The sequence below is a fragment of the Deinococcus sp. Arct2-2 genome, assembly GCF_004801315.1.
Taxonomy (GTDB): Bacteria; Deinococcota; Deinococci; order Deinococcales; family Deinococcaceae; genus Deinococcus.
In genome coordinates, this window is sequence record NZ_SSNW01000042.1 from 1 (window position 1) to 25,461 (window position 25,461).

Here is a 25,461-nt window from a genome sequence, read left to right on the forward strand (position 1 = left end):
TCAAGAGGGTCTGTTTGATGCCCTCATTCTAAAGCTTTTTATTCGGAGCCCGTATAAGGTGCTGGGGCAGTGAGGGTTTGGGTGACGCAGTAGCAAGACAAACGATCCGAGTTGCACACTCTTCTTGTCTTAGAGCGTGTTTATGAAGGGTCAGCGGTTTTTCCAAGTGGCATGTAAAACAGCATCGCTGCGCTCACTCCCCCCTCCCCAGCCCTCCCCCGCAAGGGTAGAGAGAGCAGTAGACCGATCAACACGGCGTTCACAGCATCCTAAGAAGCTAAATGGAACTTTCTAAACACGCTCTTTGACCCTTCGACGCCTTCCCACCGCCCACTCCCCTACCCACCCAGCCGCAGCACGCTCTGATTGCCGCGCAGCACGAACACCGACACTCCCACTCCGGCCAGTGCGCCCGCTTGCCGCTCCAGCTCACGGATAGAGTCGGGGGCGGCCACCCACTGACGGCGCGGCTTTTCTCCGGGTTCCAGATAAAAGCCGTCTGGAATGGCAATTAGGGCGACCCGACTGGCGGTGGCGCGGGCACGCATGGCCTGCCCGATCAGAGCGCTCCCGGCGCGGGCGGTGAGAATAATCAGGTTGCCGCCTGCCCGAATCGGCGGGATGGTAGGCGGAGCAGCGTCAGGCTGAGCCTGTGTTGATGGTGCTTGGGCCAATTGTGCTTGGGCCAACCGCAACAGCGCGGCCCGCATCGCTTCGGGGGTGCGGCCAGTAGGAGTGGCCCCGGCGTTGGTGGCAACGGCAATCGGCAGGTCAAGTGCGAACGATTCCTGCACCAAGCTGGCCGCCAAGCGCACGGCGCTCTCTAGGTACACGTCGCCGCCCGTGCTGAGGTCAAGGTAAACGGTGACGCTGCTGGCGGCGGTACGCTCCGGCTCGCGCACCGTGAGGTTGCCCGTGCGGGCCGTAAGCCGCCAATGCACCCGGCCCGGTGGGTCGCCGGGAACATAATCGCGCACGCCGCGCAAACTGATCGGGTCTTCTAGGCCGTGCGTGCGAGACCACGCGCCCTCGCTGAGCAGGGGCCGCAGCAGATCGGGCAGCAGCAGGCCGTGTGTGCCGGGATAAACCTCTAGGCGGGTAGGCACTTTTAGCGGCACACTGCGCCAAAACAGCCCCAGCGGATCGGCCCAGCGCAGCGTTCCGCCCTCCCAGTCGAAGACGCCCCGGCGGTTGAGGGTCAGCATAGTTTGGACTTGACGCACCGCCTCGCCCTGCACCCAGCCTGCCAACACGGGCACGGTATCGGCCACCACAGTACGCGGCGGCTCGTCTTCGATCAGCACGCGCACGGGCAAGCGGCTGAACACTCTGGCCTGCACGCCGATGGGAATGCGGCCTCCGGCGAAGGCGGAAGCAGATAACGTGCGCGACAATGTGACGGTAGGCGGGCGGCGATAGGCCAGCCAGATCAGGCCCACCAATAGGGCGATCAGGGCCAACCACAGCAAGGCGGTCTGCAGCAGGATCATGGGTGCGAAATCAGCTTAGAGACAGGCTGAACTTCTACCGGCCCAGACTCCACTGGAACGGGTTCGGCCCGCAAGACATCGGCCACTACCGCCTCTCCCGGCGTGCCCTGAAGCCGCGCTTCTACCCGCAGGCTCAGGCGGTGGGCCAACACCCCCGGCGCGGCCCGCTGCACATCGTCAGGGGTGGTAAACGTGCGGCCTTCCATCCACGCGAGCGCCTGCGCCACCCCTTGCAACCCGAGGCTGGCACGCGGCCCACCGCCCAACGCCACCAATGGATGCTGGCGGGTGCGGGCGGCCAAGCCGGAGATATAGCGCCGTAGGTCTTCGGCCACGAACACGCCCCGCACGGCGCTTTGGGCGGCCAACAGGTCAGCGGGTGTGGCTACGGCTTCCAGCGCGTGAATCGGGTGTAGAGATTGCAGGCGGCCCAGCATCTGCACCTCTTCCTCCAGCGTGGGATAGCCCACCGACAGCCGCAGCAGAAAGCGGTCAAGTTGCGCTTCGGGCAGGCGGTACGTGCCCTCATGCTCCACCGGATTTTGCGTGGCAATGACCACGAACGGCGCGGCAAGGCGGTGAGTGACGCCCGATTCGGTGACTTGCCCCTCCCCCATCGCCTCTAGCAGCGCCGACTGCGTTTTGGGGGTGGCGCGGTTGATTTCGTCGGCCAGCAGAATGCCGGTGAAAATTGGCCCCGGCACGAATTCGAAGGTTCCGGTGGCAGGGCGGTACACACTGACGCCCGTAATGTCGCTGGGAAGCAGGTCAGGCGTGAATTGCACCCGCGCAAACGGCAAGCCCAGCGAGGCGGCGAGGGCGCGGGCCAGCATGGTTTTTCCGGTGCCGGGAGCGTCTTCCAGCAGAATATGGCCGCCTGCCAAAATTCCGGCCAGCGCCAGCGCAGTTACGTCGTTTTTGCCCACCAGCACGCGGGCCACGTTGTCCAGCACGCGCCCAACAAAAGCAGGGGCAGTAGGGAGAGAAGCGGCAGTCATGGCCGTCATTCTGCCTCTTCAGTAGGCGCAACGGGCGGCAAAGTGAGCAGTTCGGCCCGAATCGTCTGTTCGGCAGTTTCGGCAGCGTCGGCATCGGCGGTACTGATGGAGCCGCCGTAGCGCACGGGGGCATAGACGCGGGCCAGCAACAGAAGTGGGGCGGCCAGCGTGGGCAATTCGGCGGCAAGGCGGGCGGCGTAGCCCTGCGGCGTTTCGTGTGTAGCGCGGCCCCGGCCTGTTCCTTCCAGCGCAGTTTCGGCGTTGCGGTAGGCCACCCGGACGCGGTGCAGGGCGGCGGCGTCGGGCGCAGCGGGTTCGGGGGGCAGTGCGGCCTGAGCATCGCGGCGACTGGCCCCGCGCAGGCTGAGGGCCGTATGAACCAGCAGCGCAAACACCGCCAGATAAAACAGCAACGCTGCCCACAGCACCAGATTCAGGAAAGAAGTCAGGCGGCGTTCCTCTGCGGTAGGGGCCTGAACTTCTGATCCAGTCGCGCCCACTGCTGCGCCCTGCACGGGGGCGAGGCCGCCGCCAGACCCACCCGTAGAACTGCCGAACACCAACACCACCGCCAGCACCAGCGTCAGCACAAGGCCCGCGCCCATCAACCATTCCACGAGGGTTGCAGGCCGCCCCCGCCGCGCCGGAATGACCCGCAGCAGCAGAAACAGGGCCAATACAACCAAGATTCCGGCCACCGCCAGCAGTTCGGCAGGAGGCGCGGGAATCACGTCTTCGGTGATCAGGCGCGGGCGGGGGCGCGGCGCAGTGGCCTGCGGGGTGGCCGGAGTGGAAGCCGTGCTGCTGGAGTTGGGGGCCAAAACTTCTGCCCCGGCTTGAGCCTGTGCAGGCGGCACTGGCGACGTGTTCCACAATGGCGCAGGCTGGGGCAGCGCGAATGCTACAGCCAATGCGAGAGCCACCGGCAACGCCAGCCAAGCCGCCGTTTTCCCCGTCCATCCCGCACCTTCCCGGCCCAACCAGCCCGGTCTGCGGTCATCTTGCCCCGGACGCATCAGTGCCCCGCCTGCCAGTGCCAAAAGCAGCAACGGCTGAGGCGACACCAAGCCCACCGCCAGCACCAACCACAACCCCCTGCGCCGTCCCTCTTCCAGCAGGGCCGCGCCCCAATACAGGCCCGCCGCACCCAGCAAGGCTGCCAGATACAGCACCAACAAGTTGCCCAGAACCGCTGAACGGAGAGCCGCCGACAAGCCGCCTAGACCCAGCAGATGGCCCAAAATCGCGCCGCCCACGATGAGGAAGGAAATCAGCAGGCGGCCTTCACGCCACAGGGCAGAGCGAACGCCCAAGCCAAAGAGCAAACATAGCACGAGGCAGGCCCAGACGGGCAAAACGCCCAGCAGGGCCAGTGGCAACAAAGCTGCGCCGTAAGCCTGCCAAGGTGGGGTGTGAGGGGCTTCCTCTGGCGTGATCTGATCGTCTAGGAGCGCGTTCGGGGCAGACATTTTGGGGAAGTGTAGCGTGCGGGGCGGAGAGAGGTGAACTCAGATGAGGCAAACTCCGCCGCCGTGTGGAAGGGCAATCGCTTCGCTCATTCACCCCCTCCCCGGCCCTCCCCCCTCAAGGGAGAGGGGGAAAAAATCCCAGCCCAACGCACTCGCCTCATTCTCCCCACTCTTTCCCAAACAAAAACCCGCCCCAGCCGAAGCCAGAGCGGGCAGAACAACCCAGATTTTTAGCGCTTAATCTAGGAAGTCGCGGAGTTTGCGGGTGCGGCTTTCGTGGTATTTCAGCTTCCGCAGCGCCTTGTTTTCAATCTGGCGAATGCGTTCGCGGGTCACGTTGAAGCGTTGGCCCACCTCTTCCAGCGTGTGCTCGCGCCCGTCCACAAGGCCTTTGCGGAACTTCAGCACGAGGGCTTCACGTTCGGTCAGCTTGCTCAGGGCTTTTTCAAGCTCCTCGCTCAGCAGGGTTTTGGCGGCGTTATCTACAGGCGAATCCAGATTTTCGTCGGGAATGAAATCGCCGTAGAAGCTGTCTTTCTCGTCGCCAATCGGAGTTTCCAGCGACACGGGTTCCTGACTGACTTTCTGCACTTCCTCGACTTTGGTGGCGTCCCAGCCCGGCCCCATCGCCTCGGCTATCTCTTCGTGCGTGGCTTCGCGGCTCAGTTCCTGCTGAAGCTGACGGGCCGTGCGCGTGAGTTTGTTGATGGTTTCCACCATATGCACCGGAATCCGGATGGTGCGGGCCTGATCGGCAATGGCGCGGTTGATGGCCTGCCGAATCCACCACGTCGCATACGTGGAGAACTTGTAGCGGCGGCGATATTCGAACTTTTCGACGGCGCGGATCAGGCCTTGGTTGCCTTCCTGAATCAGATCGAGGAAGCCCAGCCCACGTCCGGTGTACTTCTTGGCGATGCTGACCACAAGGCGCAAGTTGGCCTCGATGAGTCCCTGACGGGCGTTCGCACCGTCTTCGGTTTGGCGCATCAAGCGGCGGCGGCCCCGGTCATCCATCTCCAAGTCTTCATCCAGCGTTTTGCGGGCAGCCTCGCCTTCTTCGATCCGGCGGGCCAGCGCAATTTCTTCTTCCAGCGTCAGCAGCGGCACGCGCCCGATTTCGTGCAAGTACTGGCGCACGGGATCGTTACTGACGGCGCGGGGCATATCGTCAAAGTATTTTTCTTCGTCGTCTTCGGTGTTGGCCGCAGCGCGGTTGATCGGGCCACCTTCTTCAGCCTCTTCCGCGTCGTCGTCGGTGTCCTCGTCGTCCTCGTCCACGTCCTGCACTTCGATGCCCTGCCCGGCAATAAAGAGCTGCATGTCTTCAAAGGCTTCGGGGCTTTCAGGGTCGAGGCCGTTGGCTTCGAGGGCCACACTCAGGGCCGCTGCAATGTCTTCGCTCGACAAGATTCCGGCGGCCTTGCCCACTTTCAGCATGTCCTGAATGCTGGGGTGGGCGTGGTAGGGCTTGTCGGCGGCGCTGCCCTTGCCGCTGGGGGCAGGTTTGGGGGCGGCTTTGGCGGCGGCACCCTTGGCCGGAGTTTTGCTGGCCGGAGCCTTAGCCGCAGCCGCTTTAGGAGCAGCCTTGGCTTTGGCCGCAGGCTTGGCAACGTCCGTTTGGGGCGCACCACTGTCGGACAACGGGCCGATACCCGGCTCCGAGGACACGTCATCGGCAGATGCAGCTTTGGTGGCTTTGGGCTTGGCAGCGGCTTTTTTGGGAGCGGGCTTGGCGGCAGATGTGCCTGAATCAGCCGCTTCCATACCCTCTGAACCAGCCTCTGCAGCAGGCTTGGCTTTAGGGGCGGCGGCCTTCTTGGGGGCAGGCTTGGCCGCCACTTCCGGGTTCGCCGTAACTTCGGCGGCGTCGGCTGCGCTGTCGGCGGCAGGCATGGCAGCGCGGGTGCGCGGCTGGGTGCGGGTGCGGGGCTTGTCGGGGGTCTTGATACGGCTTTCTTCGGGGGCGGCAAGCGTCGCCGCTGCGGAAACCTTGCTGCGCGTGCGGGGTTTGGTGGAATCTGCCATGCGGCCTCCTGAAACGTCAGTAGTGGATGTGAGAGTGTAGATCAGCGGTTCGTCTTCTCCGGGCCAAAGTCTGAGCTGGCGGATAGTGGCGACAGTGTATTCAAACGGTGTGCCAAACAAGCCCAAACAGAGCAGATACGGGAGCGTCGGACGGTGGCCGGAAACGTAAGGCTGAGAATACAGGAGAAGGAAGAGGGAAAAGCGCCTGAGCGAAACACTTGGAGCGGTAAACGTGCAACGGTGGCCTGAACGCATAGGTGCGGGCAAGAAGCCCATAGGCAGGGGTCAGCGCAGGCCGGAGCGCGTCAGTCTAGCAAACTGCCATCTTAGCAGGCGACATGGCAAACGCCAGATGCCCCTCACAGTTCACGGAGAGGCGGGCATCTGGGAGCAGGAGTGGTAGGGAAACAAGGTCAACATGTTAAATACGGGGTGGGGCGGGGAAAAGTTCCCAGTGGCTGGGGCAATGATAGGAATGGAGCCTTGAGCGGGCCTTTAGACAGAGTGGCTTTTGATTTTTGCTTGGCGACACTTTGAGTTGGAAGGCGAACCCCCCCGTTGCTCTGCAACGCCCCCCCTTAAAGGGGAGGACTAAACATCTTTTGCGCTCCCCTCTAAGGGGGGCTGGCTGCGAAGCAGACTGGGGGGTTCACACGCAACATCACCGCTCAACACTCCCTGAGTTTGGCAACCCTTAGACCAAGCAGCCCACTCGCTCAGACCGTCTTACTCGCCACCAGCACCTTAAACCCACCTTCCCGCAACAGTTCGCGCACCGGGCCGACTTCTTGCATCGGGGTTTCGTAGGGCAGCGGCTCGTTGGCGACCAGATACAGCGTGCCACCCGGCACCAAGCGGCGCACGGCGGTCTGGATAAACTCGCGGGCCACGTCCAGCACCACGCCGCGCCCCACATGGAAGGGCGGATTGGTGAGGATCAGGTCAAAGGTGCGCTGGCCCAAGCTGGCGTCTACGTCGGAATGGATGCACTCGCCCGTCAGGGTGTTGGCCTGCAAGGTGGCTTCTGCGCTGCGGACGCTGGACAGATCGCCGTCTACGAGCGTCACTTCTGCGCCGTGCTTGGCCGCCCACGCGCCGATGATGCCGGTGCCGCAGCCCAAATCCAGCACGCGCTTGCCTGCCAGATTCAGGGTTCCAGCGTCCACCAATTTCGTCAGATATTCCAAAAATAGTGTGGTGGCCTTGTCCAGTCGTCCGGCACTGAACACTCCGGGCAGGCCCACCACCTGAACGCCGTAGGCCTCATAGGTTTCGGGCTGGGGCAGCGGCGGCGTCTGACCGGGCCGACGAATCAGCTTGGCCACGCGCATTCCACCGTCGCGGCCTATGGTTTCGCCTGTGCCGAAGGCCGCGCCCGCCGCCCGCACATAGCGGTCAAAGCCCTTGTCCCGGTCTCCGGCGATGTACAGCGTGCCGCCGGGGGGCGTGCAGGCGTGCGCCCAAGCCACTTGCGCCATCGCGTAGGCGGTGCCTCGGTCTCCGGCCAACACGAGGGCCACCGTCTGTGCCCGTGTGGGCCACTCGGCGCTTAGAGTGTCGCCCGGACAGGCCGCCCGCGCCTCTATTCCAGCCTCTTTCAAAGCTGCCAATGCCGCCGCCGAACCTTCTACCGCCCGCAACGTGACCCCCGGCAGCGATCCGGTCAGGCCGCCCATTGCGGTCAGGTCAAGCACGTCGCCGCGCACTTTTTCACGGCGCATGGTCTGCACCATCAAGGACTGCGCCTCGTCTACTTCCGGGTAGCCGCGCACACCGGGCTTGGTAAAGGCGTGCAGCCCGTCTAGGCGCGGGGCGAGTGCGGCAGGGCGGGCATCGAAGTAGCTGTAACGCTGCACAGCAGGCGTGCTTTTAGCAGTGCTGGAACTGCCAGATGCAGCATTGCCCGGAGAAGTGCGTTCCTTGGCCCCCTGACCCGGTTTATCTGGACTGCCCCGCGAGACTCTGATCTTCTGTTTGCGTATACCGGTCATGCGTTCCCGTTTATCACATGCTGCCCGCGCCTGCTTCAAGCCGCGCCTCTCGTCTAGGCCAAAGCCATGTCTAGTCAGCTTCTATACACGGCTTTTATGTGTAAAGGCCGCATTACGTCAGCACCCATTCTTTCCCCATGTCATCCCCTTAGGCTAGGGGAGTACCACAATTCAACACCGACCAAGTGAAGTCGGTTTCGTCGCCCGCCAGTCCCGCACGATGTTCGCGCCACTGGCGGAGCTTTTTGGTGGCAGCAGCGGCGAGTGCGCTAGCCTGAGTTCGTGTCCTCTCCCGTTCCGTCCGTAACCCCAGATTGGGCCTTTGAGCGCGAGCATTGGCGGCGCGGCGCGTTCCGGGTAGCGGGCGTAGACGAGGCGGGGCGCGGGGCGTGGGCGGGGCCGGTTACGGTGGCGGCGGTGATTTTGCCGGGGCTGGCGCTTGAATATCCGTTTCGGGACAGCAAGCAACTGACGGCGGCTCAGCGGGAACGCTACGCAGTACAGGTGCGCGAAGTGGCGCTGACATGGGCCGTAGAACACGCGTGGCCCGACGAAATAGACCGCCTCAACATTTTGGGGGCCACCCACGCCGCTGCCGCCCGCGCCCTCGCCCGCCTAGTTCCGGCCCCGCAAGCCCTGATTACCGATTACCTGAAACTCCGCACGCCCCTGCCCCTGACCGCCCCAGCGCGGGCCGACGCCCTGAGCTACACGGTGGCCGCCGCCAGTTTGCTCGCGAAAACAGAGCGTGACCGCGTGATGACGGAACTGGACGCCGAGTATCCGGGGTACGGATTCGCGGCCCACAAAGGCTACGGCGCACCCGCCCACCGCGCCGCCCTAGAGCAACTTGGGGTGACGCCGCAGCACCGCCGAACCTTTGCACCGATTGCCCGCTTGCTGGCACAGAACGAAGCGGGTGACCTGTTCGGGGCCACTTCCTCAGACGGTCTTGAGGAAAGCTGAATGAATACAGGTTGGCGGGTCTTCCGTAGGCATTCGCGCAGAACCTACAGAAGTGCCGGGTGACAGTGCCCTAAAGTCAGACCTGAACAGCCACGCACCGGGCGAGCGGTTCAGACGATCTCACCTGTTTCAAGGAGCGTCATCATGGACAACCGCAATATTTCCAACCTGCTTACCGTCGCCGGATTCGCTTCTATTCTGGGCTCTATCGCCATCTGGGCCTCTCAGGGTGGGCAGGGCAAGGACGCCGAAACCCGCGCACACGGCGAACGCTTCGGCATTTTTGTGGGCCTGTGGGCACCCACCTTCTTTATTTTAGCTAACCGCTACAACCGCGCCGCTCTAGAAGACGGACGCAAGATTTTTGACAACTGAGGGCAGCCGAAGCAACTTGCTCAAGCAGTTTTCTGTCTTCGGTAAATTCATACGCAATCCAAACTCATTCCTAAATCAAATGACGAACAGCCTCAGCAATTGCGAGAGGCTGTTTTTTTCAAGCCTGTTCTCTTTACGGCGTGACGGGCAAATACCGCCAATTCACGTTCGCCAGCGTTTGCGAACTGGTCACAGTGGCAATCGGGGCGTCTAGCGAGGGCTGTCCAGTGCGAATTTCTAGGGTGTTCCAGCCACGCTTCAGGTCGTAATTGACCTGTACGCTGCCGCCCACCGTGCTGCTATCGGTGCGGGTAAAAGTGCAGTTCAGGGTTCCGGTCAGGCGCACGTCGCGGTCTGCATAGGCGTAAGTGCGCGTGGTAATCAGGATGTCCTGCGAGGTCAGGCGGTTGCTGATAGCGGCGCTGGCGGGCGACAGTTGACCTGTGACCGCGCCGCCCGCACCATCGGCGCTGAATGTGCCGCCGCCCAGCACCAACACGCGGGCGTTGGGTGTGCTGGATACCGGTTCGCCACTGCACTGCACGCCCCTAACCTGATCGGGCAAGACGCTGGGAACGGTGGGGAGGGCCTCCAGATTGCTGCCGCTGGGCAGGCGGGGTGTGGCGGGCAAGGCCAAGCGGTAAGTGCCGTCGGAGGCCACCTTTGCCGAGGCGATAGCCTGCGCCTGTCCATCAAAGTAAGCCGAAAAGACAGCGGTTCCGGCGGCGGGGGGAAACACGATGACGCCGCCTACGCTGGCCCCGTCCATATCCTGCGGGGCTGCCGTGCCACACGCGCTCAGCAGCGCGGCACACATCAGGGCGGGCAGCAGGCAGCGAGGAAGCAGAGTGGCAGGGGGGCGTCTCATAGGTCTAGTTGCATCTTAACGTTCTAGTCTTTCAGTAACCGCACAGAGTTGTGATGATACCGGATAGGTGACGGATACTGCTTGCCAGATGGTCAGACCGCCCAATTCAACTCACCTGAGGCACACTGGAAACAGGATGACGACTTCTGATTCTGCCCCGGCCCACATCGTTTCGGTTGCGGCCAATCCTACGCACGGCTTTAGCAAACAGCCTTTGCCCAGCGTGCAACTGCTGGCCGGACTGGGCGTGCAGGACGACACGCACGCGGGCCACACGGTTCAGCACCGTTCCCGCGTGGCCGCCGACCCCACGCAGCCCAACTTGCGCCAAGTCCACCTGATTCACGCCGAGTTGTTGGATGAGCTGAACGCGGCAGGCTTTGGCATCGCGCCGGGCGATTTGGGCGAGAATGTGCTGACACGCGGCGTAGACCTGTTGGCGCTTGCGGTAGGGACGCGGCTGCATGTAGGTGCGCAAGCTGTGATTGAAGTGACGGGACTGCGGAACCCGTGTAGCCAAATCGAGAACTTCAGGCCCGGACTGTTGGCAGCGGTGCTGGGCCGGGACGAGGCGGGGAACGTGATTCGCAAAGCGGGGATTATGGGTGTGGTGGCGGTGGGCGGCGAAGTTCGTCAAGGCGATTCCATCCGAATAAAGTTGCCGCCCCTGCCTCACCGGGCGCTGGAACGGGTCTGAATTTCGCCGCCCAAATGAGGCTCTGTTTGCCCGCGTCCTATTCCTTTTGCCGCCTCCCGCTACACTGCGGGGGTGAATGTTCGGAATTTTTCAATTATTGCCCATGTGGATCACGGCAAATCTACGCTGGCTGACCGCATCATGGAGCGGCTCGGCGCGATGGGCGAGCGGGACAAGCGCGACCAGACCCTCGATACGCTGGAGCTGGAACGCGAACGCGGCATTACCATCAAGTCCACGCCCGTTCGCCTGACCTATGTGCGGCCCCCGCAGGAAGACGGCACGGGCGGCGAAAGCTACACCTTCAACCTGATCGACACGCCGGGACACGTGGACTTTAACTACGAAGTGTCGCGCAGCTTGGCGGCCTGTGAAGGCGTGCTGCTGCTGGTGGACGCCTCGCAGGGTGTGGAAGCGCAAACCATCGTCAACGCCTACCTTGCCATCGACAGCAATCTGGAAATCATTCCGGTCATCAACAAAATTGACCTGCCCGCCGCAGACCCGGAAGGCGCGGCACAGGAATTAGAGGACGTGATCGGCATTCCCGCCGAAAGCGCCGTGTTCGCCTCGGGCAAATCGGGCATTGGGATTACCGAGATTCTGGAAGCCATCGTAGACCGCATTCCGCCGCCCCCCGGCGATCCGGAAGCCCCGCTCAAGGCTCTTATTTTCGATTCCTTCTACGATGCCTATCAGGGTGTGATTCTGTTCGTGCGGGTGCTGGAAGGCACGCTGACGCCCAAGCTGCCCATCATGCTGTTCAACTCCGGCAAAACCTTCGATGTGGACAAGGTGGGCACGTTTACGCCCGGCCTGATCGTCAGCGACTCGCTTCCGGCGGGGTCGGTGGGCTGGGTGGCGGCAGGCATCAAGGACATTCACGACGCGCAGGTGGGCGACACGCTGACCCAAAAAGACCGGCCCACGCCCACGCCGTTTCCGGGCTTTAAGCCCGCGCAGCCGGTGGTATTTTCAGGCCTGTACCCCACCGACACCGAGGATTACCGCAAGATGCGGGACGCGCTGGAAAAGCTGAAGCTGAACGACGCGGCGTTTACCTTTGAACCCGAGACCTCAGAGGCGCTGGGCTTCGGCTTCCGCTGCGGCTTTTTGGGCCTGCTGCACGCCGAAGTCATTCAGGAACGCTTGGAGCGCGAATACGATCTGGACTTGATCGCCACCGCGCCCGCTGTGGTGTACAGAATTACGCTGACCAACGGTACGATTTTTGAAACCCAAAACCCGGCAGAATTCCCCACCCGTGACCGGATTACCGCCACCGAAGAGCCGTATATCAAGCTGAGCATCATGTTGCCCGAAGAACACGTGGGGCCAGTAATGCAACTGCTTCAGGAGCGCCGGGGCAGCATGATCACCATGAACTACGTGGGCAAGCGCGTAGAACTGCTGTACGAGGTGCCGTTTGCCGAGATTCTGTACGATTTCCATGACCGCCTGAAGTCCATCAGCCGGGGCTATGCCAGCATGGATTACGAGCAGACTGGCTACCGCGATGGAGACCTGCGCAAGGTAGACATCATGGTGAACAACGAAATCGTGGACGCCCTCGCCGTGATCGTGCATGAGGACAAGGCCTACGCTATTGGCCGCAAAATCGTGGACAAGATGGCCGAAGTGATTCCGCGCCAAATGTTCCCCGTGCCCGTGCAGGCCACCATCGGCGGCAAAATTATTGCCCGCGCCACCGTGAAGGCTTACCGCAAAGACGTTCTCGCCAAATGTTACGGCGGCGACATCAGCCGCAAGAAGAAACTGCTGAACAAACAGAAAAAAGGCCGCGCCCGCATGAAGCAGATCGGGACTGTGGAAGTGCCGCAGGAAGCGTTCTTGGCGGTGCTGAGTACGGACGAGTAAGGCAGGCAACTTAGCCAGAGCCAAACCCACACAGCCAGATGGCGGATTGCCGTTCCCACACCGGGGCGGCATTCTTGCTGTCGGGCTACGGGATTTGCCCCAAGGGAGAACATCAGATGGCGCAGCGGCAAGTAATTAAGGCAGAGGCGCAGCTTTTTCCGCACCCCAACGCGGAACGGCTGGCGCTCTGCAAGGTAGGGCCATTTCAATTGGTGGTTCAGAAGGGCAATTTTAAGGACGGCGATCTGATCGTGGTTGCGCCGGAGCGGGCGCTGTTGCCGCCACAATTTGCGAGCCTGTACACCAACGCCGACACGGGCGTGTCCTATTTACACGGCCCGGACGCCAACCGCGTGGTCAGCATTCGGCTGCGGGGCGAGCGCTCGCAGGGAGTGATTTTGCCGCCCGACGTGCTGGAATCGTTGGGCCTGTCCGATTTGCCGATAGGAGAAGACCTGTCGGAGCGACTGGGCATCACGTTTTACGAGCCGCCTGTACCGATTTCTATGGCGGGCGACGCCGAGAACGTGAGCGGCGTGCTGGGCAGCGGCTACCGTCATCATGATGTGGAACAGTTCGGCATCTACGAGCGCGACTTCGTGCCCGGTGAGCCTGTGGTCGTGACCGAAAAACTGCACGGCTCGCAGGGCATTTATTACCGGGCAGCGGGCGGCGAATGGGTCGTGACCAGCAAAGGGCTGTCGCGGCAGGCGCTGGGGCTGAAGGAAAACGCTGGAAACGTGTACTGGCAGGCCGCCCACGCCGCTGGGCTATTTGAAGCCGTAGCCGCCGCTTACCCGCAAGACACCGCTTCACCGGGCCAAGAAGTACAGGTGTTTACCGAAGTGCTGCCCGTGCAAAAAGGCTACGGTTACGGCCAAAGCGGGCCAACCTTGCGGGTGTTCCGGCTCGTGGTAGACGGCAAGGATCAACCTTTGACCGAGTGGGAAGGCTGGTTTAAGGAGTGGGCCGTACCGCTGGTCTACGCTGGCCCCTTCGACGCCGCCCTGATTCGCACCCTCAAGGACGGGACGGAAACCGTATCTGGGCGCAGCCTGCACACCCGCGAAGGCGTAGTCGTCATTCCTGCCACTGCCCGCTACGCCTCCGATGGAACGCCGCTGCGGGTCAAGCTGATCAGCGACGCTTACGCTAAGAAAGAAACTGGAGATGAATTGAGCTGAAACTGGGCGACCTCTGTCTGAACGCTAGATGAATGCCGCATGACAGCGGGCCGAAGCTTCTCCCTTCGGCCCGCTGTCTGCTGCCCCGCCGAGGCCTAAGCGGGTGTGCTGGAGCTGCAAAATGCCCCTCTGACCGTAGTTCTGCCGTTCCTGACTGCCCCACCCGTCGGGGGCGGCACCTGGGGGGCTTGACACATGAGAACTCAGCCGTTACTCGTGACGGTTCTGTCAGAGCGCGGCGGCTAAGCTACTTTTATGAGCGCACGTGATGTCAGCATGAGGACTGCCCCCAACCGGGCGGCGGCTCCGCTGATGTCTACGAGCCGAACTGCTGGCCGGATTAGGCGGCGGGCCACCCTGCGCGGGCAATTTACGCTGGTTATTTTCATGTTGGCTTTCCTCCCCAATCTGGTGCTGACCTTTACCGCCCAGCCCAATGTGCCCACCATGACGCTGGTGGTGTGGATGCTGTTGGTGGGCCTGCTGTGCGCGATTACAGGCTACGTTCTCAGCGGCGCGTTGTTGCGGCCCCTGAACCGCCTAGAAACGGAAGTGCAGCGCGGCGACTTTGCACAGCCACATTCCGACGACCCCGCCGAAATCCGTGCTTTGCGCGGCGCGTTTACCACCCTGCTGGATCGCCTCGGCACCGAACAGGGCCGCCGCAGCGCATTTATGGCAACGCTGGTGCATGACCTCAAAACGCCCCTGATCGCCACCGGACACCTGACGCACGCCCTGACCGCCTACCCACTGCCCGAAGCTGAGCGCCGTGAAGTGGGCGTACAGATTCAGGCCGAAACCGCCCGCTTGCTGGGGCTGGTGCAGCAGATGGCCGACGCCCACCGTTTTGAGCGGGAAGACGTGCAGGTGCAATCTGTTCAAACGGATTTGCGCGGCCTGCTGGACAATGTGGCCCGCCGGGTGGCCCCCCACGCCGAAGCACGCGGCCTGACCCTCAGTGTGTTCGGCAGCGGATCGGCTCTTGTCGACGCCCACGTAATGGAGCGGGCCATTGCCAACCTGACCGAAAACGCCGTGCGGTACGCGCAAACCGGGGTTCAGTTGTCGGTCACGCCGCAGGGAATCTGTGTAGAAGACGACGGCCCCGGCCTCAGCGGTGATCTGGCCGACCTCGCGCAACCGTTCAACTCTCAGCCTGCCCTAATTGCTGGGCAACACTACACCGCCGGAACCGCTGGGCTGGGCCTGTTTATCGTGCGGCGCATTGCCGAAGCGCACGGCGGGCAACTGCTCTACGAACGCCGTCCTCCAACTGTGTTCGACCCTGACCTGCCAGACCAACCTGAGCCGCCGCCTCCACCTTCAGTCCACGATCCAACTTCCAGTGCTTCCCACGCTGTCCCAGACGCTCTTTCCCCTTCCTCTTCCCTGTTTACCCTGACCCTTCCGGAGGTCACCCCATGAGACTAGTTATCGCTGACGACCACCCTTTGTTCCGTATGGGCCTCAAGTACGCACTCATTCATCAGGGATTTGACGTGGTGGCCGAAGCCGCCGACGGTCTGGCCGCGCTGGACGCCTGCCGCCTGCACCAGCCCGACGCCGCCCTGCTGGACGTGAAAATGCCCGGCATGACCGGCATCGAAGTGTGCGAGAAACTGCGCCTGAGCAACCCCAACGTGGTCAGCGTCCTGATTACCACCTTTTCCGAACCCGCCATCGTGCAGGCCGCCCGCGCCGCCGGAGCACGCGGTTACGTGAGCAAGGAAACCGATCCCGAAAGCCTTGCCCGCCAACTGCGCGATATCGTGGCCCACCCCGAAATCGACCGCTTGCCGCATGTCGATGTGCCGCGCCTGACTCCCCGTGAATCCGAAGTGCTGCCGCTGCTGGCTCAGGGCTACAGCAACAAGGAAATCGCCAAGAATCTGGGCGTCAGCCCTGACACCGTGAAGGATCATTTGGCCCGCCTGTACGCCAAATTAGACGCGGGAGACCGCACCGAAGCCGTGAGCCGCGCCCGTTCCATCGGCCTGCTGCACTGAAACAACCAGAACCTCCGGAAGGGGCGCTTCGGCGTCCTTTTTTGTTTCTAGTACGTATTGGAGGCACACGCATTTCTGCTTGCCATCTCGTTTTCAGCCGTCAGAATGAGGCGGTGATGAAGACTCTCGCCCGTACTTTGCTCCTGACTGCTTTGGCTACCTACGCTGGCTGGGGAACCGCCGCCGCGCAAGCCGGACTGACGCCCATTACTGCAAACGACACCTTGAGAGAGCAAGAATCCGTGACTGTGTGGGGCGGCCTCACCTCCGAATTTGTTATTCTCCCCGGCCTTAGCGCGGGCCTCAGCATTCCGGTAGGGCAAGTGGGCGGAGCCAGCGTATCGGTGCGCGGCATGGCAGATGTGACCTTCGTGCCTTTGCCCGATGTAGAGATGCCGTTTATCCCGTTCGTGGGAGCCGATCTGCTGTTCAGCGGGCCTGCGGGTAACGTGACCGTGTACGGCGGGCCGGGCGTGGGCACCGTATTGGGTCAATTGTTTTGGGTCAGCGGTACGGCGGGCATTCGCAACACCTTCGGAGACTCCCGCTGGGGCTACTTCGGGGAATTCAAAGGGCGCTATTTGTTCGATACGAACGGAATTGGTCTGCTTTCTCCGGGCACACGCCTCGGCCTGACCTACCGCTTTTAGCGCAAACTCACCATAACTAGCCTTGCAGCTTTCAATTCCTATTCTGGCGGTCAGAATGAAGGCGTGATGAAGATACTCGCCTCTGCTTTAAGCCTTGCTGTGGTGTTGGGAAGCGCCACGGCACAAACGGCCCGCGCTCCCGCACAGTGGACGCTCTGGGGCAGTCTGACCGGAGAAACGGTGTATTTGCCCGGAATCAGCCTCGGCATAAGCCGCACTGTAGGGCAGCTAGGCGCACTCGATCTCTCGGTGCGGGGTGTGCTGGACGTTGTTCTTATTCCAGCCTCCGAGAGTCCCATTCCCTTGCCTGCGCCTTTGCTGGGGGCGGATGTGCTCTTCAGCGGGCCAGTTGGCGACCTCACGGTGTACGGCGGGCCGGGAGTCGGCACCTTCTTGGGCGACGCCTTTTGGGTCAGCGGGACGGCTGGCCTGCGCGACTCCTTCGGAGAGGGGCGCTGGGGATATTTTGGCGAAGTGAAAGCCCGGTATGCATGGGCACAGGCCAGCAACTTGACTCCGGGCGTGCGCCTTGGCCTGACTTACCGGTTTTAGCGGGTTGGGCAGTTCCCACGATCCTGTTTTCTCGCTCCTCACTCGCATAGATTCACCCTCCCCGACTTTCTGCCTGCCGGGTACACTCTCGCCATGACCACTGCCGCCCCGTTTCGCCTCTCGGCACGCGCCCAAAGCCTCAAGCCTTCCTCTACGGTGGCCGTCACCACCCGCGCCCTAGAACTGCGGCGGGCGGGCATAGACGTGATCAGCATGAGCGTGGGCGAGCCGGATTTCGATACGCCTGCACACATCAAGGCAGCGGCGATTGCGGCCATCGAATCGGGCAAAACCAAATACACGGGCGTGAACGGCATTCCCGAACTGCGCGAGGCCATCAGTGCCAAGTTTGCGCGTGAAAACGGCCTGAGCTACGCGCCTGACGCGGTGACCGTGACCAGCGGCGGCAAACAAGCGTTGTTCAATGCCTTTTTTGCCCTACTGAATCCCGGCGACGAAGTGCTGATTCCCGCGCCGTACTGGGTCAGCTACCCGGAAATGGTGGCGTTCACCGGGGCGGTTCCGGTGGCCGTACCCACCACGCCCGAAACTGGCTTCATGCTCGATCCGGCAGAACTGGAAGCCCGCATTGCGCCGCGCACCCGCATGATCATTCTGAACAGCCCCGGCAATCCGACGGGCGCGGTGTTTCCGCCCGATGTGCTGCGGGCGGTGGCAGACCTCGCGGTGCGGCACGGCCTGATCATCGTGACCGACGAAATGTACGAGCATCTGGTCTACGATGCCGAGCAGGTCAGCATCGGCACGTTTGCCCCCGACCATACCCTGACTATCAACGGGGCCAGCAAAGCGTATGCCATGACGGGTTGGCGCATCGGCTACGCGGGCGGCCCCAAGCAGGTTATCGCCGCCATGAACGCCATTCAGTCCCAGAGCACCAGCAATGCCAGCAGCATCAGCCAATATGCCGCCCTCGCCGCGCTGGAGCAGCATGAAGCGACGACGGAATTTATCGGCATGGCCCGCACCGCTTACCGCCAACGCCGGGACACCATCGTTTCGGGCCTGAATGCACTGGGGTTGCCCACACCCACGCCGCAAGGGGCCTTTTATGTGATGGCCGATACCACCAAGCTGCACCCAGACGAGCTGGAGGCCGCCCGCCTGATCTTGGATCGGGGTCGCGTGGCCGTGGTTCCCGGCACCGATTTCGGCGCTCCCGGTCAAGTGCGCCTCAGCTACGCCACCAGTTTGGAGCAGATTGGGGAAGTGCTGCGGCGAATTGGCGGTGTGCTGGAGGCTCACGCCTAAAGCGCTGATCACCTTTATTTTTCCTTTATCTCCCCTACCCTCTATGGGAACCCAACTCACACTCTGGCCGTACCTCACAGCATGAGCGACATGACCCCCGGTGTGGACGGCAGCTACAACCTGCGTGACTTTTTGGTGCAAACCGCCGAGCGCGACAATCCCGGCGACGTGTTTGAGCTGGAAAGCAGCAAGATGCTGGAAGTCCGCGTGGATGGCCGCATTTGGAGCAAATTGGGCGCAATGATCGCCTACAAGGGCAACCTGAACTTTAAGCGCGAGGGCACGCTGGAAGGCGGCCTGATGAAGGCCCTCAAACGCGCCGTGAGTCAGGAAATGAGTCCGCTGGCAAAAATCGAGGGGCGCGGCGTGGTGTATCTGGCCGATCAGGGCAAAGAAGTCAGCATTTTGCGGCTGCAAGGCGACACCCTGAACGTCAGCGGCAACGACCTGTTGGCCTTCGAGGACAGCGTGAAGTACGACATCACCATGCACCGCCGAATTGCAGGCATGGCAGCGGGCGGCCTATTTAGCGTGAAGGTGCAGGGGCATGGGCTAGTTGCAATTCTGAGTCACGGCAAGCCGCTGACCCTGCGCGTGACGCCCAACGAACCCCTGTTTACCGACCCCAACGCCACCGTTGCGTGGAGTGGCAACCTTCAGCCCCAACTGCGCGTGGATTCCAGCCTGCGCTCTATTTTTGGGCGTGGCGGCGGCGAAACGTACCAGATGGTGTTTCAGGGCGACGGATTCGTGGTGGTGCAGCCTTACGAGGAATTCGAGCAGGGCTTGGGCGGGGAGAGCAAGGGGGGCGGGATCAGCGATTTGTTTGACTAACGTGTAGGTTGTGGGGTGTGGGACAACAGGATCGTGGATCGTAGATCGTGGTTGGGCTGTTTCCACGTTCCACGATCCACATTCTGTTTCCCACACCCTACAACCCACTCCCCACAGCCCCACTGCTACACTCCTTCCCAATGAGTCATACGGATTCCGTCCAATTCCCGCACACCCGGAACAGCACCGGATGTCCGTCCATTTCCCGAAATCCGTATCTGTTCCCACTCACGTTGTTCGGGTCGAATCCCAAAAAAATAGGATTCAACCGGAATTTTAATCAGGTCAGCACATGGCACTGATCGTCATGGCAACGGGCGGCACGGGCGGGCACATTTACCCGGCGGTGGCGACGGCGCGGGCGTTGATGGCGCGGGGGCATACGGCGCTGATTTTGGGACAGCGGGGCGGCATGGAGGAGCGCGTGGCCGCCGAACAAGGCTTGCCGTTCGAGGGTGTGGACGCCGGGAAACTGGCCCGCAGTGGGCAAGGCCGCCCCGATCCCCGCGAACTATTGAAGGCTGGGCAAGGCTTGGCGCAGGCGCGGGCTGTCCTGAGCCGCCTCAAACCCGGTGTGGTGGTGGGTTACGGCGGGTTTGCCAGCTTGCCCGGAGTCTTGGCCGCCCAAAGTTTGGGCCTGCCTACCGTGCTGCACGAGCAAAATGCACGACTAGGACTGACGCAAAGGTTGGCGGTGTACCGGGCCAAAGCAGTTGGAACCGCCTATGAGCGCGTAATCGGGTTGCCGTCCGCCAAAGCCGCGATGGTAGGTATGCCCACCCGCGAAACCCGCATGAGCCGCGCCGACGCCCTCGCTCAGTTGGGCCTGCAAGACGGCCCCCTGACCTTGCTGGTCATGGGCGGCTCTCAGGGGTCTTTGGCGCTGAACAATGCCGTGCCCGACACGTTGCGGCATGTGCTGGGAGAAGAAGGCCTGCTGGGCGCGGGTGCGGGCGGCGGGGTGTCTCAGATGAGTACGCCCGTGAGTACGGGGGCCAGAGGCGAACTCCGGGCCGGGGGCGTGCTGACCCAGATTGATCTGGACTTTACTGGGCCGCCACTCTCTGCCCACGAGCGCACCCTGAACGACAGCCCAGCCGTACAGGTCGTCCATTCCACCGGGCCGCGCTGGCTCAGTGAAGTGGCCCCCCGCGTGCAGGATTTGGGTTGGTATCACCCCACTGGATACGTAGACGCGGTGGCGGCGTGGTCGGCGGCAGATTTGGCGATTACGCGGGCAGGCACGGGTACGCTGGCCGAAGCCGCCTTTCATGGCGTACCCGTGATCATGATTCCTCTGCCCGAATCTGCCGAAAACCACCAGTACCACAACGCGGCAGCGGTGCAGGCGGCGGGCGCGGGCCGAATGGTAGAGCAGCACCGCGTGGGCGAGGCACTGGGGGCAGCGGTGTTAGAGTGTGCGGCGTCGGGCACACGAACCGCCATGCAAGCGGCGGCCCTGTCGCGCTCTCCTGTGGGCGCTGCCGACCGCTTCGCAGACCTGATCGAGCGGCATCTCAAGTAATGCTGTGTGATACACGCTGTTCGGCAACAGTCGCGCCGCACCTGACCTTCCTACTCCATGACTGACCCCACCTATGACTGATCCTGCCTCTGCCCCTGCCCCGTCCACGCTCTCTGCTGCTGGACGTTCCGAATCCGCCCTTTCCCCGCAAGCTGACCCAGCCCAAGCTGGTCTGCCCAAGTCCGAATCCAAGTCCGAATCACCGCCGCGCCACTACCACCTGATGGGCATCGGCGGCATCGGCATGAGTGCTTTTGCCCGCTTGCTCACGGCACGTGGCCTGCGGGTCAGCGGCTGCGACGCCCAAATTTCGGAACTGACGGCCCAACTGACTTTAGAGGGAATCCCGGTAGCCCGACACCACGACGCGGCGCACATCACGGCGCAGCCGTATGGCCGGGTAGACGTGCTGGTGGCCTCTGAAGCCGTGCCCAAAGACCACCCGGAAGTGTTGGCGGCACTGGCGGCGGGCGTGCAAGTGCAGCCGCGCATGTCGCTGCTGAATGAGCTGCTGTCGGCTGGCCCCAGCATCGGCGTGATCGGCACGCACGGCAAAACCACCACCACCTCTATGATCGCCATTGCCATGCAGGGCGCGGGCCTCGATCCGGCGGCGTTCGTGGGGGGCATCGTGCCCGAATTCGGCAGCAATGCGCGGGTGGGCGCTGGCCCGTTTGTGGCCGAGGTGGACGAATCTGACCGGGCCTTTGCCCTGCTGGGCTGCGAAACCGCCGTGTTTACTAACGCCGAAGATGACCACGTGGGCGGCAACCTCGCCACCTACTGGGAAACGGTGGAAGAACAGCACGCCGGATTTGCCCGCTTCGTGTCTCAGTCGCGGCGGGTGCTGGCCTGCGCCGATTGGCCGGGGCTGGATGAACTGACGGGCGGTGCACCCGAACGGCTGACGTATGGACAGGCAGAAGGGGCCGACTACCGCGCCGTAAACGTGCGGCCCGATCCGGACGGCACGGCCTTTACGGTGACTTGGCAGGGTCAGGCGTTGGGAGAAGCACGGGTGGGCCTGCCCGGAACGCATAACGTGCTGAACGCGCTGGCGGCGCTGGCCGTAACTCACCTGTACGGCGGAGATTTTGAGGCCGCAGCCGCAGCCCTAGCCGCATTCCGGGGGCCGGGACGCCGCTGGCAGCACATCGGCACAGCGCGGGGCGAGGCAGGCGGGGCGCTGGTGGTGGACGATTACGCCCACAACGCCACCAAAGTTGCCGCCGCCGTGCAGGCCGCCCGCCAAACAGGAAGGCGCGTGCGGGTGGTCTTTCAACCTCACCGCTACCTGAGAACCCAGCAGTCTTGGCCCCGCTTGGCCGACGCCCTGATGGACGCCGACGAAGTGCTGCTGCTCGATATTGCCGCCGCGTCCGAAGACCCGATAGAGGGCATTCACGCCACGCTGATTTCGGGCCGGATGACGGACAACGGACACAGCGGCGTGACCTACAGCCCTGACCGGGCCGAAGTTGTGCGCTACCTGCGCGAATCGGCCCAGCCCGCCGACGTCATCGTGACGATGGGCGCGGGCGACGTGTGGAAGCTGGCCCGTGAAGTGGTGGCGCTGGAAGAAGTGGTTTCTGCCGAGGTGAGCGCGTGACCGCATCTGAACCTGTGACCGTGAGCCAAACGGGGGCGCGAGTAGAACGCCTTCCTCTGGCCCGTTACACCACCTTGGGTGTGGGCGGCGAGGCCGAAGTGTGGTTCGTGTCTACGCATGAGCAACTGGCCGAGGCGATGAGCCAGCCTTACCGGATTTTGGGCGGCGGCAGCAACTTGGTCATTGCCGACGAAGGCCTGCGCGAGCGCGTGATTCGCCTTGCGGGGCCACTGGCCGAAGCCGACTTGGAGCCTGACGCAGAACTCAGCACCCCTGATCAGATCATTACGGGTTGGGTGGGCGGCGGCGTACCCCTGCCGGGGCTGATTCGCAAGCTGCAAAAGCTGGGCTGGTCTAACCTAGAAGGCACGGTGGGCATTCCGGCACAAGTGGGCGGCGCGGTGTGGATGAACGCGGGCACGCGCTACGGCGAGATGTTCGACGGCCTGCACACGCTGGAAATCGTGACGCCGGAAGGCACGCGGCAAGTCACGCCAGACGATCTGAAGTGGGGCTACCGAGACAGCGGCATTCCGCGCAATCACATCGTGTCGCGGGTACGCCTGAAGCTGCGGCCCAGTACCCAAGACGCCGTGCTGGACGCCATGAACTTTGCCGACAATGCCCGCAAGGGGCAGCCCAAGATGAAAACTCCGGGGTGTGCCTTCAAAAATCCGGGCGGCGTGAGTGCCGGAAAACTGATCGACGAGGCGGGCCTCAAGGGACTGCGGGCCGGAAACGCCATGATCGCCCCCGAACACGCCAACTTCATCGTGAATCTGGGCGGGGCCACCAGTGCCGATGTGCATGCCCTGCTGGACGCCATTCGCAGCCGCGTTCCCGTGCCGATGGAATTGGAATACGAGCTGTGGCCTGAACACCAGTTGTTAGAGAACCGTTGGCCGGAGCAGGCGTGAGCGCCCGGAAGGTAGGGGAAGGCAACCGCCGGATTACGCCGCCGCTGGCTGAGCCTGTTGGTGCCGATGCGGTGGTTGCACCTGTTGTTCCAGTAGAGCCAGAGCCGGAACCCACACCAGTCTTCCCCACGCCCAAACCGCGCCGCACCCGCCTGTGGACGGCTTTGGGCATTACTTTGGCCGCCGCAGCTTTGGCTGGCGCGTGGTTCGGCTTGCCCGTTCGCACCGTGACCGTAACTGGCAACAGCCAACTCTCAGCGGCGCGGGTGCAGGAATTGGCGGGCCTGTCGCCCAACTTTGGCTGGCTGTATTACGGTGCGTGGCGAGCAAGGACTCTTGCCCGTCATCCTTGGATTTTGTCGGCCAGCATCGTCAAGCAGTTTCCTGATGGCGTCAGCGTGAACGTGGTGGAACGGGTTCCTTACGCCCGCTGGCAGCGCCCGGACGGGAGCATTGTGACCCTCGCCGCCGACGGCACAGTGCTGCCGGGCGCGGCCCCGAACGGCAAATTGCCCCTCTTGGGGGGCTGGGGGCCAGACCGCTTGGCAGACGCCCTCTACGTCTCACAGCTTTTATCGCGCTACACTGTGCAATCGGTTGCCTATACGCCGTCAGGGGTCACGGTCAAAACGGGCCTCGGCGCGGTGTGGAGCGGTGATCTGAAATCCCTCGTAAAGTATGCTGGGAGCATCAGCATGTACCCAAACAAAAAAATCAACATCTACCCGTGGGGGGTGAGCGTCCAAGAATGAAGGAAAATTCAATCATTGTGGGCCTCGATATCGGCACCACGAAAATTACCACCGTCATCGGGGAAATCGCGCCAAACGGCACCCTCGACATCATCGGGCAGGGCAGCGTGCCCAGCGAAGGCATGAAACGCGGCAGCGTGGTGAACTTGGAACGCGCCACCCACGCCATCCGGCAATCGGTGGCCGCCGCCGAGCGCGTGAGCGGCGTGAAAGTGGGCAGCGTGTTCGTGAGTGTGGCGGGCAACCATGCCAAAGCGATTACCAGTCATGGTTTGGCCGCCATTCGCCGCAACCAAGAAATTGCTCAGCCCGACGTTGACCGCGCCATAGAAAACGCCCGCGCCGTGCCGCTCGATCCCAACCTCGAAATTATCCATACGTTGCCGCAGGAATACGTGGTAGACGGACAGGAAGGCATCAAGAGTCCGGTGGGCATGCACGGCGTGAGGCTGGAAGTCGACGTGCATATCGTGGCCGGAACCGCCGGGCCGCTGCTGAATCTGCGCCGCTGCGTGCAGGAAGCGGGCCTGAAAGTAGACGGCTTCGTGCTGCACGCGCTGGCCTCCGGGTTGGCCACGCTGGAAGCGCTGGAACAAACCCAGACGGTCATCGTGATCGACATGGGCGGCGGTACCACCGACGTGGGCGTCTTCAAACGCGGCAACCTCGCCCACAGCGCCAGCATCCCGATTGGCGGCGAGCATGTCACGGCAGATTTGGCGCAAATTCTGAAGATTCCGATTGAAGAAGCCGAGAACGTGAAGCGCAAGTACGGCGCGGCCTTGCCCGAATTGGCCGATCAAGACCTGACGCTGGAAATTACCACCGCGTCGGGCAGCACGCACGCCATCAGCGCCTTCGAACTCTCGCGCATCATCAAGCCGCGCATCGCCGAGATTTACGGCATGATCCGCGACGAAATAGATCAGGCGCTTGGGCCAGTGGAACTCGTAGCCCAAACGGTGGTCATTACAGGCGGCGCGTCGCAACTGCGCGGCACTGCAGAACTGGCCCGTGACCGGTTCCGGTTGCCCGTGCGGGTGGGTCGTCCACGCGGGATCGGCGGCCTCAGCGATATCGTCAGCAGCCCTGAACATGCGGCCAGCGTGGGCTTGGTGCTGTACGGCATCGGGCAGGACGGCAAAGTTCCGGACATGATCTTTGAGAGTATGGAGACCGCGCAAAGCGGCCAGCCAGCCCCTGTCAGCGCGGGCAATGGCATGAGCAACGGCGCTCCGTCGCCTGCCACTGTGACGCCGCCGCCTCAGCCCACCGAAATTGTTCCGGTGAAGCCAGAAGCTGCCGCACCCAAAAAAGATGGGCCAAGCCTTGGCGAGCGCGTCAAAAACTACTTTAAAGATTGGTTCTGAATCGCCCGCACCCCATCATGACCCCGC

22 protein-coding genes are annotated in these 25,461 nt (G+C 62.8%); 16 read left to right on the forward strand and 6 right to left on the reverse strand.

Annotation, left to right across the window (positions count from 1 at the left end):
• Window positions 1-338: 338 nt before the first annotated feature.
• The 5 genes from E7T06_RS15760 to E7T06_RS15780 all read right to left on the reverse strand — a co-directional run bounded on the left by E7T06_RS15760 (window position 339) and on the right by E7T06_RS15780 (window position 7,976).
• Complete coding sequence (locus E7T06_RS15760; protein WP_136366730.1) at window positions 339-1,490, reverse strand: DUF58 domain-containing protein; 1,152 nt, start codon at window positions 1,488-1,490, stop codon at window positions 339-341.
• Entirely contained in the window at window positions 1,487-2,497 is a 1,011-nt protein-coding gene (locus E7T06_RS15765; RefSeq protein ID WP_136366731.1) for a MoxR family ATPase, read from the reverse strand. Before E7T06_RS15765 ends, E7T06_RS15760 begins: the two co-directional genes overlap by 4 nt.
• Window positions 2,494-3,957 carry a DUF4129 domain-containing protein gene (locus E7T06_RS15770; RefSeq protein WP_136366732.1) on the reverse strand — a complete coding sequence of 488 codons (1,464 nt, stop codon included), beginning with the start codon at window positions 3,955-3,957 and terminating at the stop codon, window positions 2,494-2,496. Before E7T06_RS15770 ends, E7T06_RS15765 begins: the two co-directional genes overlap by 4 nt.
• 237 nt (window positions 3,958-4,194) lie before the next feature.
• Window positions 4,195-5,985, reverse strand: coding sequence for an RNA polymerase sigma factor RpoD (gene rpoD, locus E7T06_RS15775; protein ID WP_136366733.1), 1,791 nt, complete (start codon window positions 5,983-5,985; stop codon window positions 4,195-4,197).
• Between the two features lie 716 nt (window positions 5,986-6,701).
• Complete coding sequence (locus E7T06_RS15780) at window positions 6,702-7,976, reverse strand: class I SAM-dependent methyltransferase (protein ID WP_136366734.1); 1,275 nt, start codon at window positions 7,974-7,976, stop codon at window positions 6,702-6,704.
• Window positions 7,977-8,258: 282 nt separating this feature from the next.
• Between E7T06_RS15780 and E7T06_RS15785 the strand changes: the two genes are divergently transcribed.
• A complete protein-coding gene (locus E7T06_RS15785) occupies window positions 8,259-8,942 on the forward strand; it encodes a ribonuclease HII (RefSeq protein ID WP_136366735.1) in 684 nt (227 codons plus the stop codon).
• A 144-nt stretch (window positions 8,943-9,086) separates the two neighbouring features.
• A complete protein-coding gene (locus E7T06_RS15790; protein WP_136366736.1) occupies window positions 9,087-9,317 on the forward strand; it encodes a hypothetical protein in 231 nt (76 codons plus the stop codon).
• 133 nt (window positions 9,318-9,450) lie between these two features.
• On the opposite strand, the gene E7T06_RS15795 is transcribed toward E7T06_RS15790, so the two are convergent.
• Window positions 9,451-10,185, reverse strand: coding sequence for a hypothetical protein (locus tag E7T06_RS15795; protein ID WP_136366737.1), 735 nt, complete (start codon window positions 10,183-10,185; stop codon window positions 9,451-9,453).
• A gap of 136 nt (window positions 10,186-10,321) precedes the next feature.
• Here E7T06_RS15795 and E7T06_RS15800 point away from each other — a divergent pair, with 136 nt between their 5' ends.
• The 14 genes from E7T06_RS15800 (at window position 10,322) to ftsA (ending at window position 25,434) form a co-directional block, all read left to right on the forward strand.
• Window positions 10,322-10,882 carry an MOSC domain-containing protein gene (locus tag E7T06_RS15800; RefSeq protein WP_136366738.1) on the forward strand — a complete coding sequence of 187 codons (561 nt, stop codon included), beginning with the start codon at window positions 10,322-10,324 and terminating at the stop codon, window positions 10,880-10,882.
• A gap of 72 nt (window positions 10,883-10,954) precedes the next feature.
• Window positions 10,955-12,760, forward strand: coding sequence for a translation elongation factor 4 (lepA, locus tag E7T06_RS15805; protein WP_240741108.1), 1,806 nt, complete (start codon window positions 10,955-10,957; stop codon window positions 12,758-12,760).
• A gap of 116 nt (window positions 12,761-12,876) precedes the next feature.
• Window positions 12,877-13,944: an RNA ligase (ATP) gene (locus E7T06_RS15810; RefSeq protein ID WP_136366740.1), complete on the forward strand. Its 1,068-nt coding sequence runs from the start codon at window positions 12,877-12,879 to the stop codon at window positions 13,942-13,944.
• Window positions 13,945-14,256: 312 nt separating this feature from the next.
• The gene (locus E7T06_RS15815) at window positions 14,257-15,372 is read left to right on the forward strand and encodes a HAMP domain-containing sensor histidine kinase (protein ID WP_136366768.1); all 1,116 of its coding nucleotides are present in this window, start codon (window positions 14,257-14,259) and stop codon (window positions 15,370-15,372) included.
• Entirely contained in the window at window positions 15,369-15,953 is a 585-nt protein-coding gene (locus tag E7T06_RS15820) for a response regulator transcription factor (protein ID WP_026298755.1), read from the forward strand. The genes E7T06_RS15815 and E7T06_RS15820 overlap by 4 nt, the downstream gene beginning before the upstream one ends.
• Before the next feature lie 116 nt (window positions 15,954-16,069).
• The gene (locus tag E7T06_RS15825) at window positions 16,070-16,603 is read left to right on the forward strand and encodes a hypothetical protein (RefSeq protein WP_136366741.1); all 534 of its coding nucleotides are present in this window, start codon (window positions 16,070-16,072) and stop codon (window positions 16,601-16,603) included.
• 66 nt (window positions 16,604-16,669) lie between these two features.
• A complete protein-coding gene (locus E7T06_RS15830) occupies window positions 16,670-17,155 on the forward strand; it encodes a hypothetical protein (protein WP_136366742.1) in 486 nt (161 codons plus the stop codon).
• A gap of 93 nt (window positions 17,156-17,248) precedes the next feature.
• Window positions 17,249-18,427, forward strand: coding sequence for a pyridoxal phosphate-dependent aminotransferase (locus E7T06_RS15835; RefSeq protein ID WP_136366743.1), 1,179 nt, complete (start codon window positions 17,249-17,251; stop codon window positions 18,425-18,427).
• A gap of 81 nt (window positions 18,428-18,508) precedes the next feature.
• Window positions 18,509-19,261, forward strand: coding sequence for an AIM24 family protein (locus E7T06_RS15840; protein WP_136366744.1), 753 nt, complete (start codon window positions 18,509-18,511; stop codon window positions 19,259-19,261).
• A gap of 292 nt (window positions 19,262-19,553) precedes the next feature.
• Window positions 19,554-20,786: an undecaprenyldiphospho-muramoylpentapeptide beta-N-acetylglucosaminyltransferase gene (gene murG / locus E7T06_RS15845; protein ID WP_136366745.1), complete on the forward strand. Its 1,233-nt coding sequence runs from the start codon at window positions 19,554-19,556 to the stop codon at window positions 20,784-20,786.
• 223 nt (window positions 20,787-21,009) lie between these two features.
• Window positions 21,010-22,395, forward strand: coding sequence for a UDP-N-acetylmuramate--L-alanine ligase (murC, locus tag E7T06_RS15850; RefSeq protein WP_136366769.1), 1,386 nt, complete (start codon window positions 21,010-21,012; stop codon window positions 22,393-22,395).
• A complete protein-coding gene (locus tag E7T06_RS15855; RefSeq protein ID WP_240741109.1) occupies window positions 22,392-23,312 on the forward strand; it encodes a UDP-N-acetylmuramate dehydrogenase in 921 nt (306 codons plus the stop codon). The genes murC and E7T06_RS15855 overlap by 4 nt, the downstream gene beginning before the upstream one ends.
• Window positions 23,309-24,064, forward strand: a complete 756-nt coding sequence (locus E7T06_RS15860; RefSeq protein WP_136366746.1) for an FtsQ-type POTRA domain-containing protein — start codon at window positions 23,309-23,311, stop codon at window positions 24,062-24,064. The genes E7T06_RS15855 and E7T06_RS15860 overlap by 4 nt, the downstream gene beginning before the upstream one ends.
• Complete coding sequence (ftsA, locus tag E7T06_RS15865) at window positions 24,061-25,434, forward strand: cell division protein FtsA (RefSeq protein ID WP_136366747.1); 1,374 nt, start codon at window positions 24,061-24,063, stop codon at window positions 25,432-25,434. Before E7T06_RS15860 ends, ftsA begins: the two co-directional genes overlap by 4 nt.
• The last annotated feature ends 27 nt before the right edge of the window (window positions 25,435-25,461 follow it).

Coding starts and splice junctions, on each gene's coding strand:
- E7T06_RS15760 (WP_136366730.1), bottom strand. CDS start 1,490: ATGATCCTGCTGCAGACCGCCTTGCTGTGGTTGGCCCTGATCGCCCTA.
- E7T06_RS15765 (WP_136366731.1), bottom strand. CDS start 2,497: ATGACGGCCATGACTGCCGCTTCTCTCCCTACTGCCCCTGCTTTTGTT.
- E7T06_RS15770 (WP_136366732.1), bottom strand. CDS start 3,957: ATGTCTGCCCCGAACGCGCTCCTAGACGATCAGATCACGCCAGAGGAA.
- rpoD (WP_136366733.1), bottom strand. CDS start 5,985: ATGGCAGATTCCACCAAACCCCGCACGCGCAGCAAGGTTTCCGCAGCG.
- E7T06_RS15780 (WP_136366734.1), bottom strand. CDS start 7,976: ATGACCGGTATACGCAAACAGAAGATCAGAGTCTCGCGGGGCAGTCCA.
- E7T06_RS15790 (WP_136366736.1), top strand. CDS start 9,087: ATGGACAACCGCAATATTTCCAACCTGCTTACCGTCGCCGGATTCGCT.
- E7T06_RS15795 (WP_136366737.1), bottom strand. CDS start 10,185: ATGAGACGCCCCCCTGCCACTCTGCTTCCTCGCTGCCTGCTGCCCGCC.
- E7T06_RS15800 (WP_136366738.1), top strand. CDS start 10,322: ATGACGACTTCTGATTCTGCCCCGGCCCACATCGTTTCGGTTGCGGCC.
- E7T06_RS15810 (WP_136366740.1), top strand. CDS start 12,877: ATGGCGCAGCGGCAAGTAATTAAGGCAGAGGCGCAGCTTTTTCCGCAC.
- E7T06_RS15815 (WP_136366768.1), top strand. CDS start 14,257: ATGTCTACGAGCCGAACTGCTGGCCGGATTAGGCGGCGGGCCACCCTG.
- E7T06_RS15820 (WP_026298755.1), top strand. CDS start 15,369: ATGAGACTAGTTATCGCTGACGACCACCCTTTGTTCCGTATGGGCCTC.
- E7T06_RS15825 (WP_136366741.1), top strand. CDS start 16,070: ATGAAGACTCTCGCCCGTACTTTGCTCCTGACTGCTTTGGCTACCTAC.
- E7T06_RS15830 (WP_136366742.1), top strand. CDS start 16,670: ATGAAGATACTCGCCTCTGCTTTAAGCCTTGCTGTGGTGTTGGGAAGC.
- E7T06_RS15835 (WP_136366743.1), top strand. CDS start 17,249: ATGACCACTGCCGCCCCGTTTCGCCTCTCGGCACGCGCCCAAAGCCTC.
- E7T06_RS15840 (WP_136366744.1), top strand. CDS start 18,509: ATGAGCGACATGACCCCCGGTGTGGACGGCAGCTACAACCTGCGTGAC.
- murG (WP_136366745.1), top strand. CDS start 19,554: ATGGCACTGATCGTCATGGCAACGGGCGGCACGGGCGGGCACATTTAC.
- murC (WP_136366769.1), top strand. CDS start 21,010: ATGGGCATCGGCGGCATCGGCATGAGTGCTTTTGCCCGCTTGCTCACG.
- ftsA (WP_136366747.1), top strand. CDS start 24,061: ATGAAGGAAAATTCAATCATTGTGGGCCTCGATATCGGCACCACGAAA.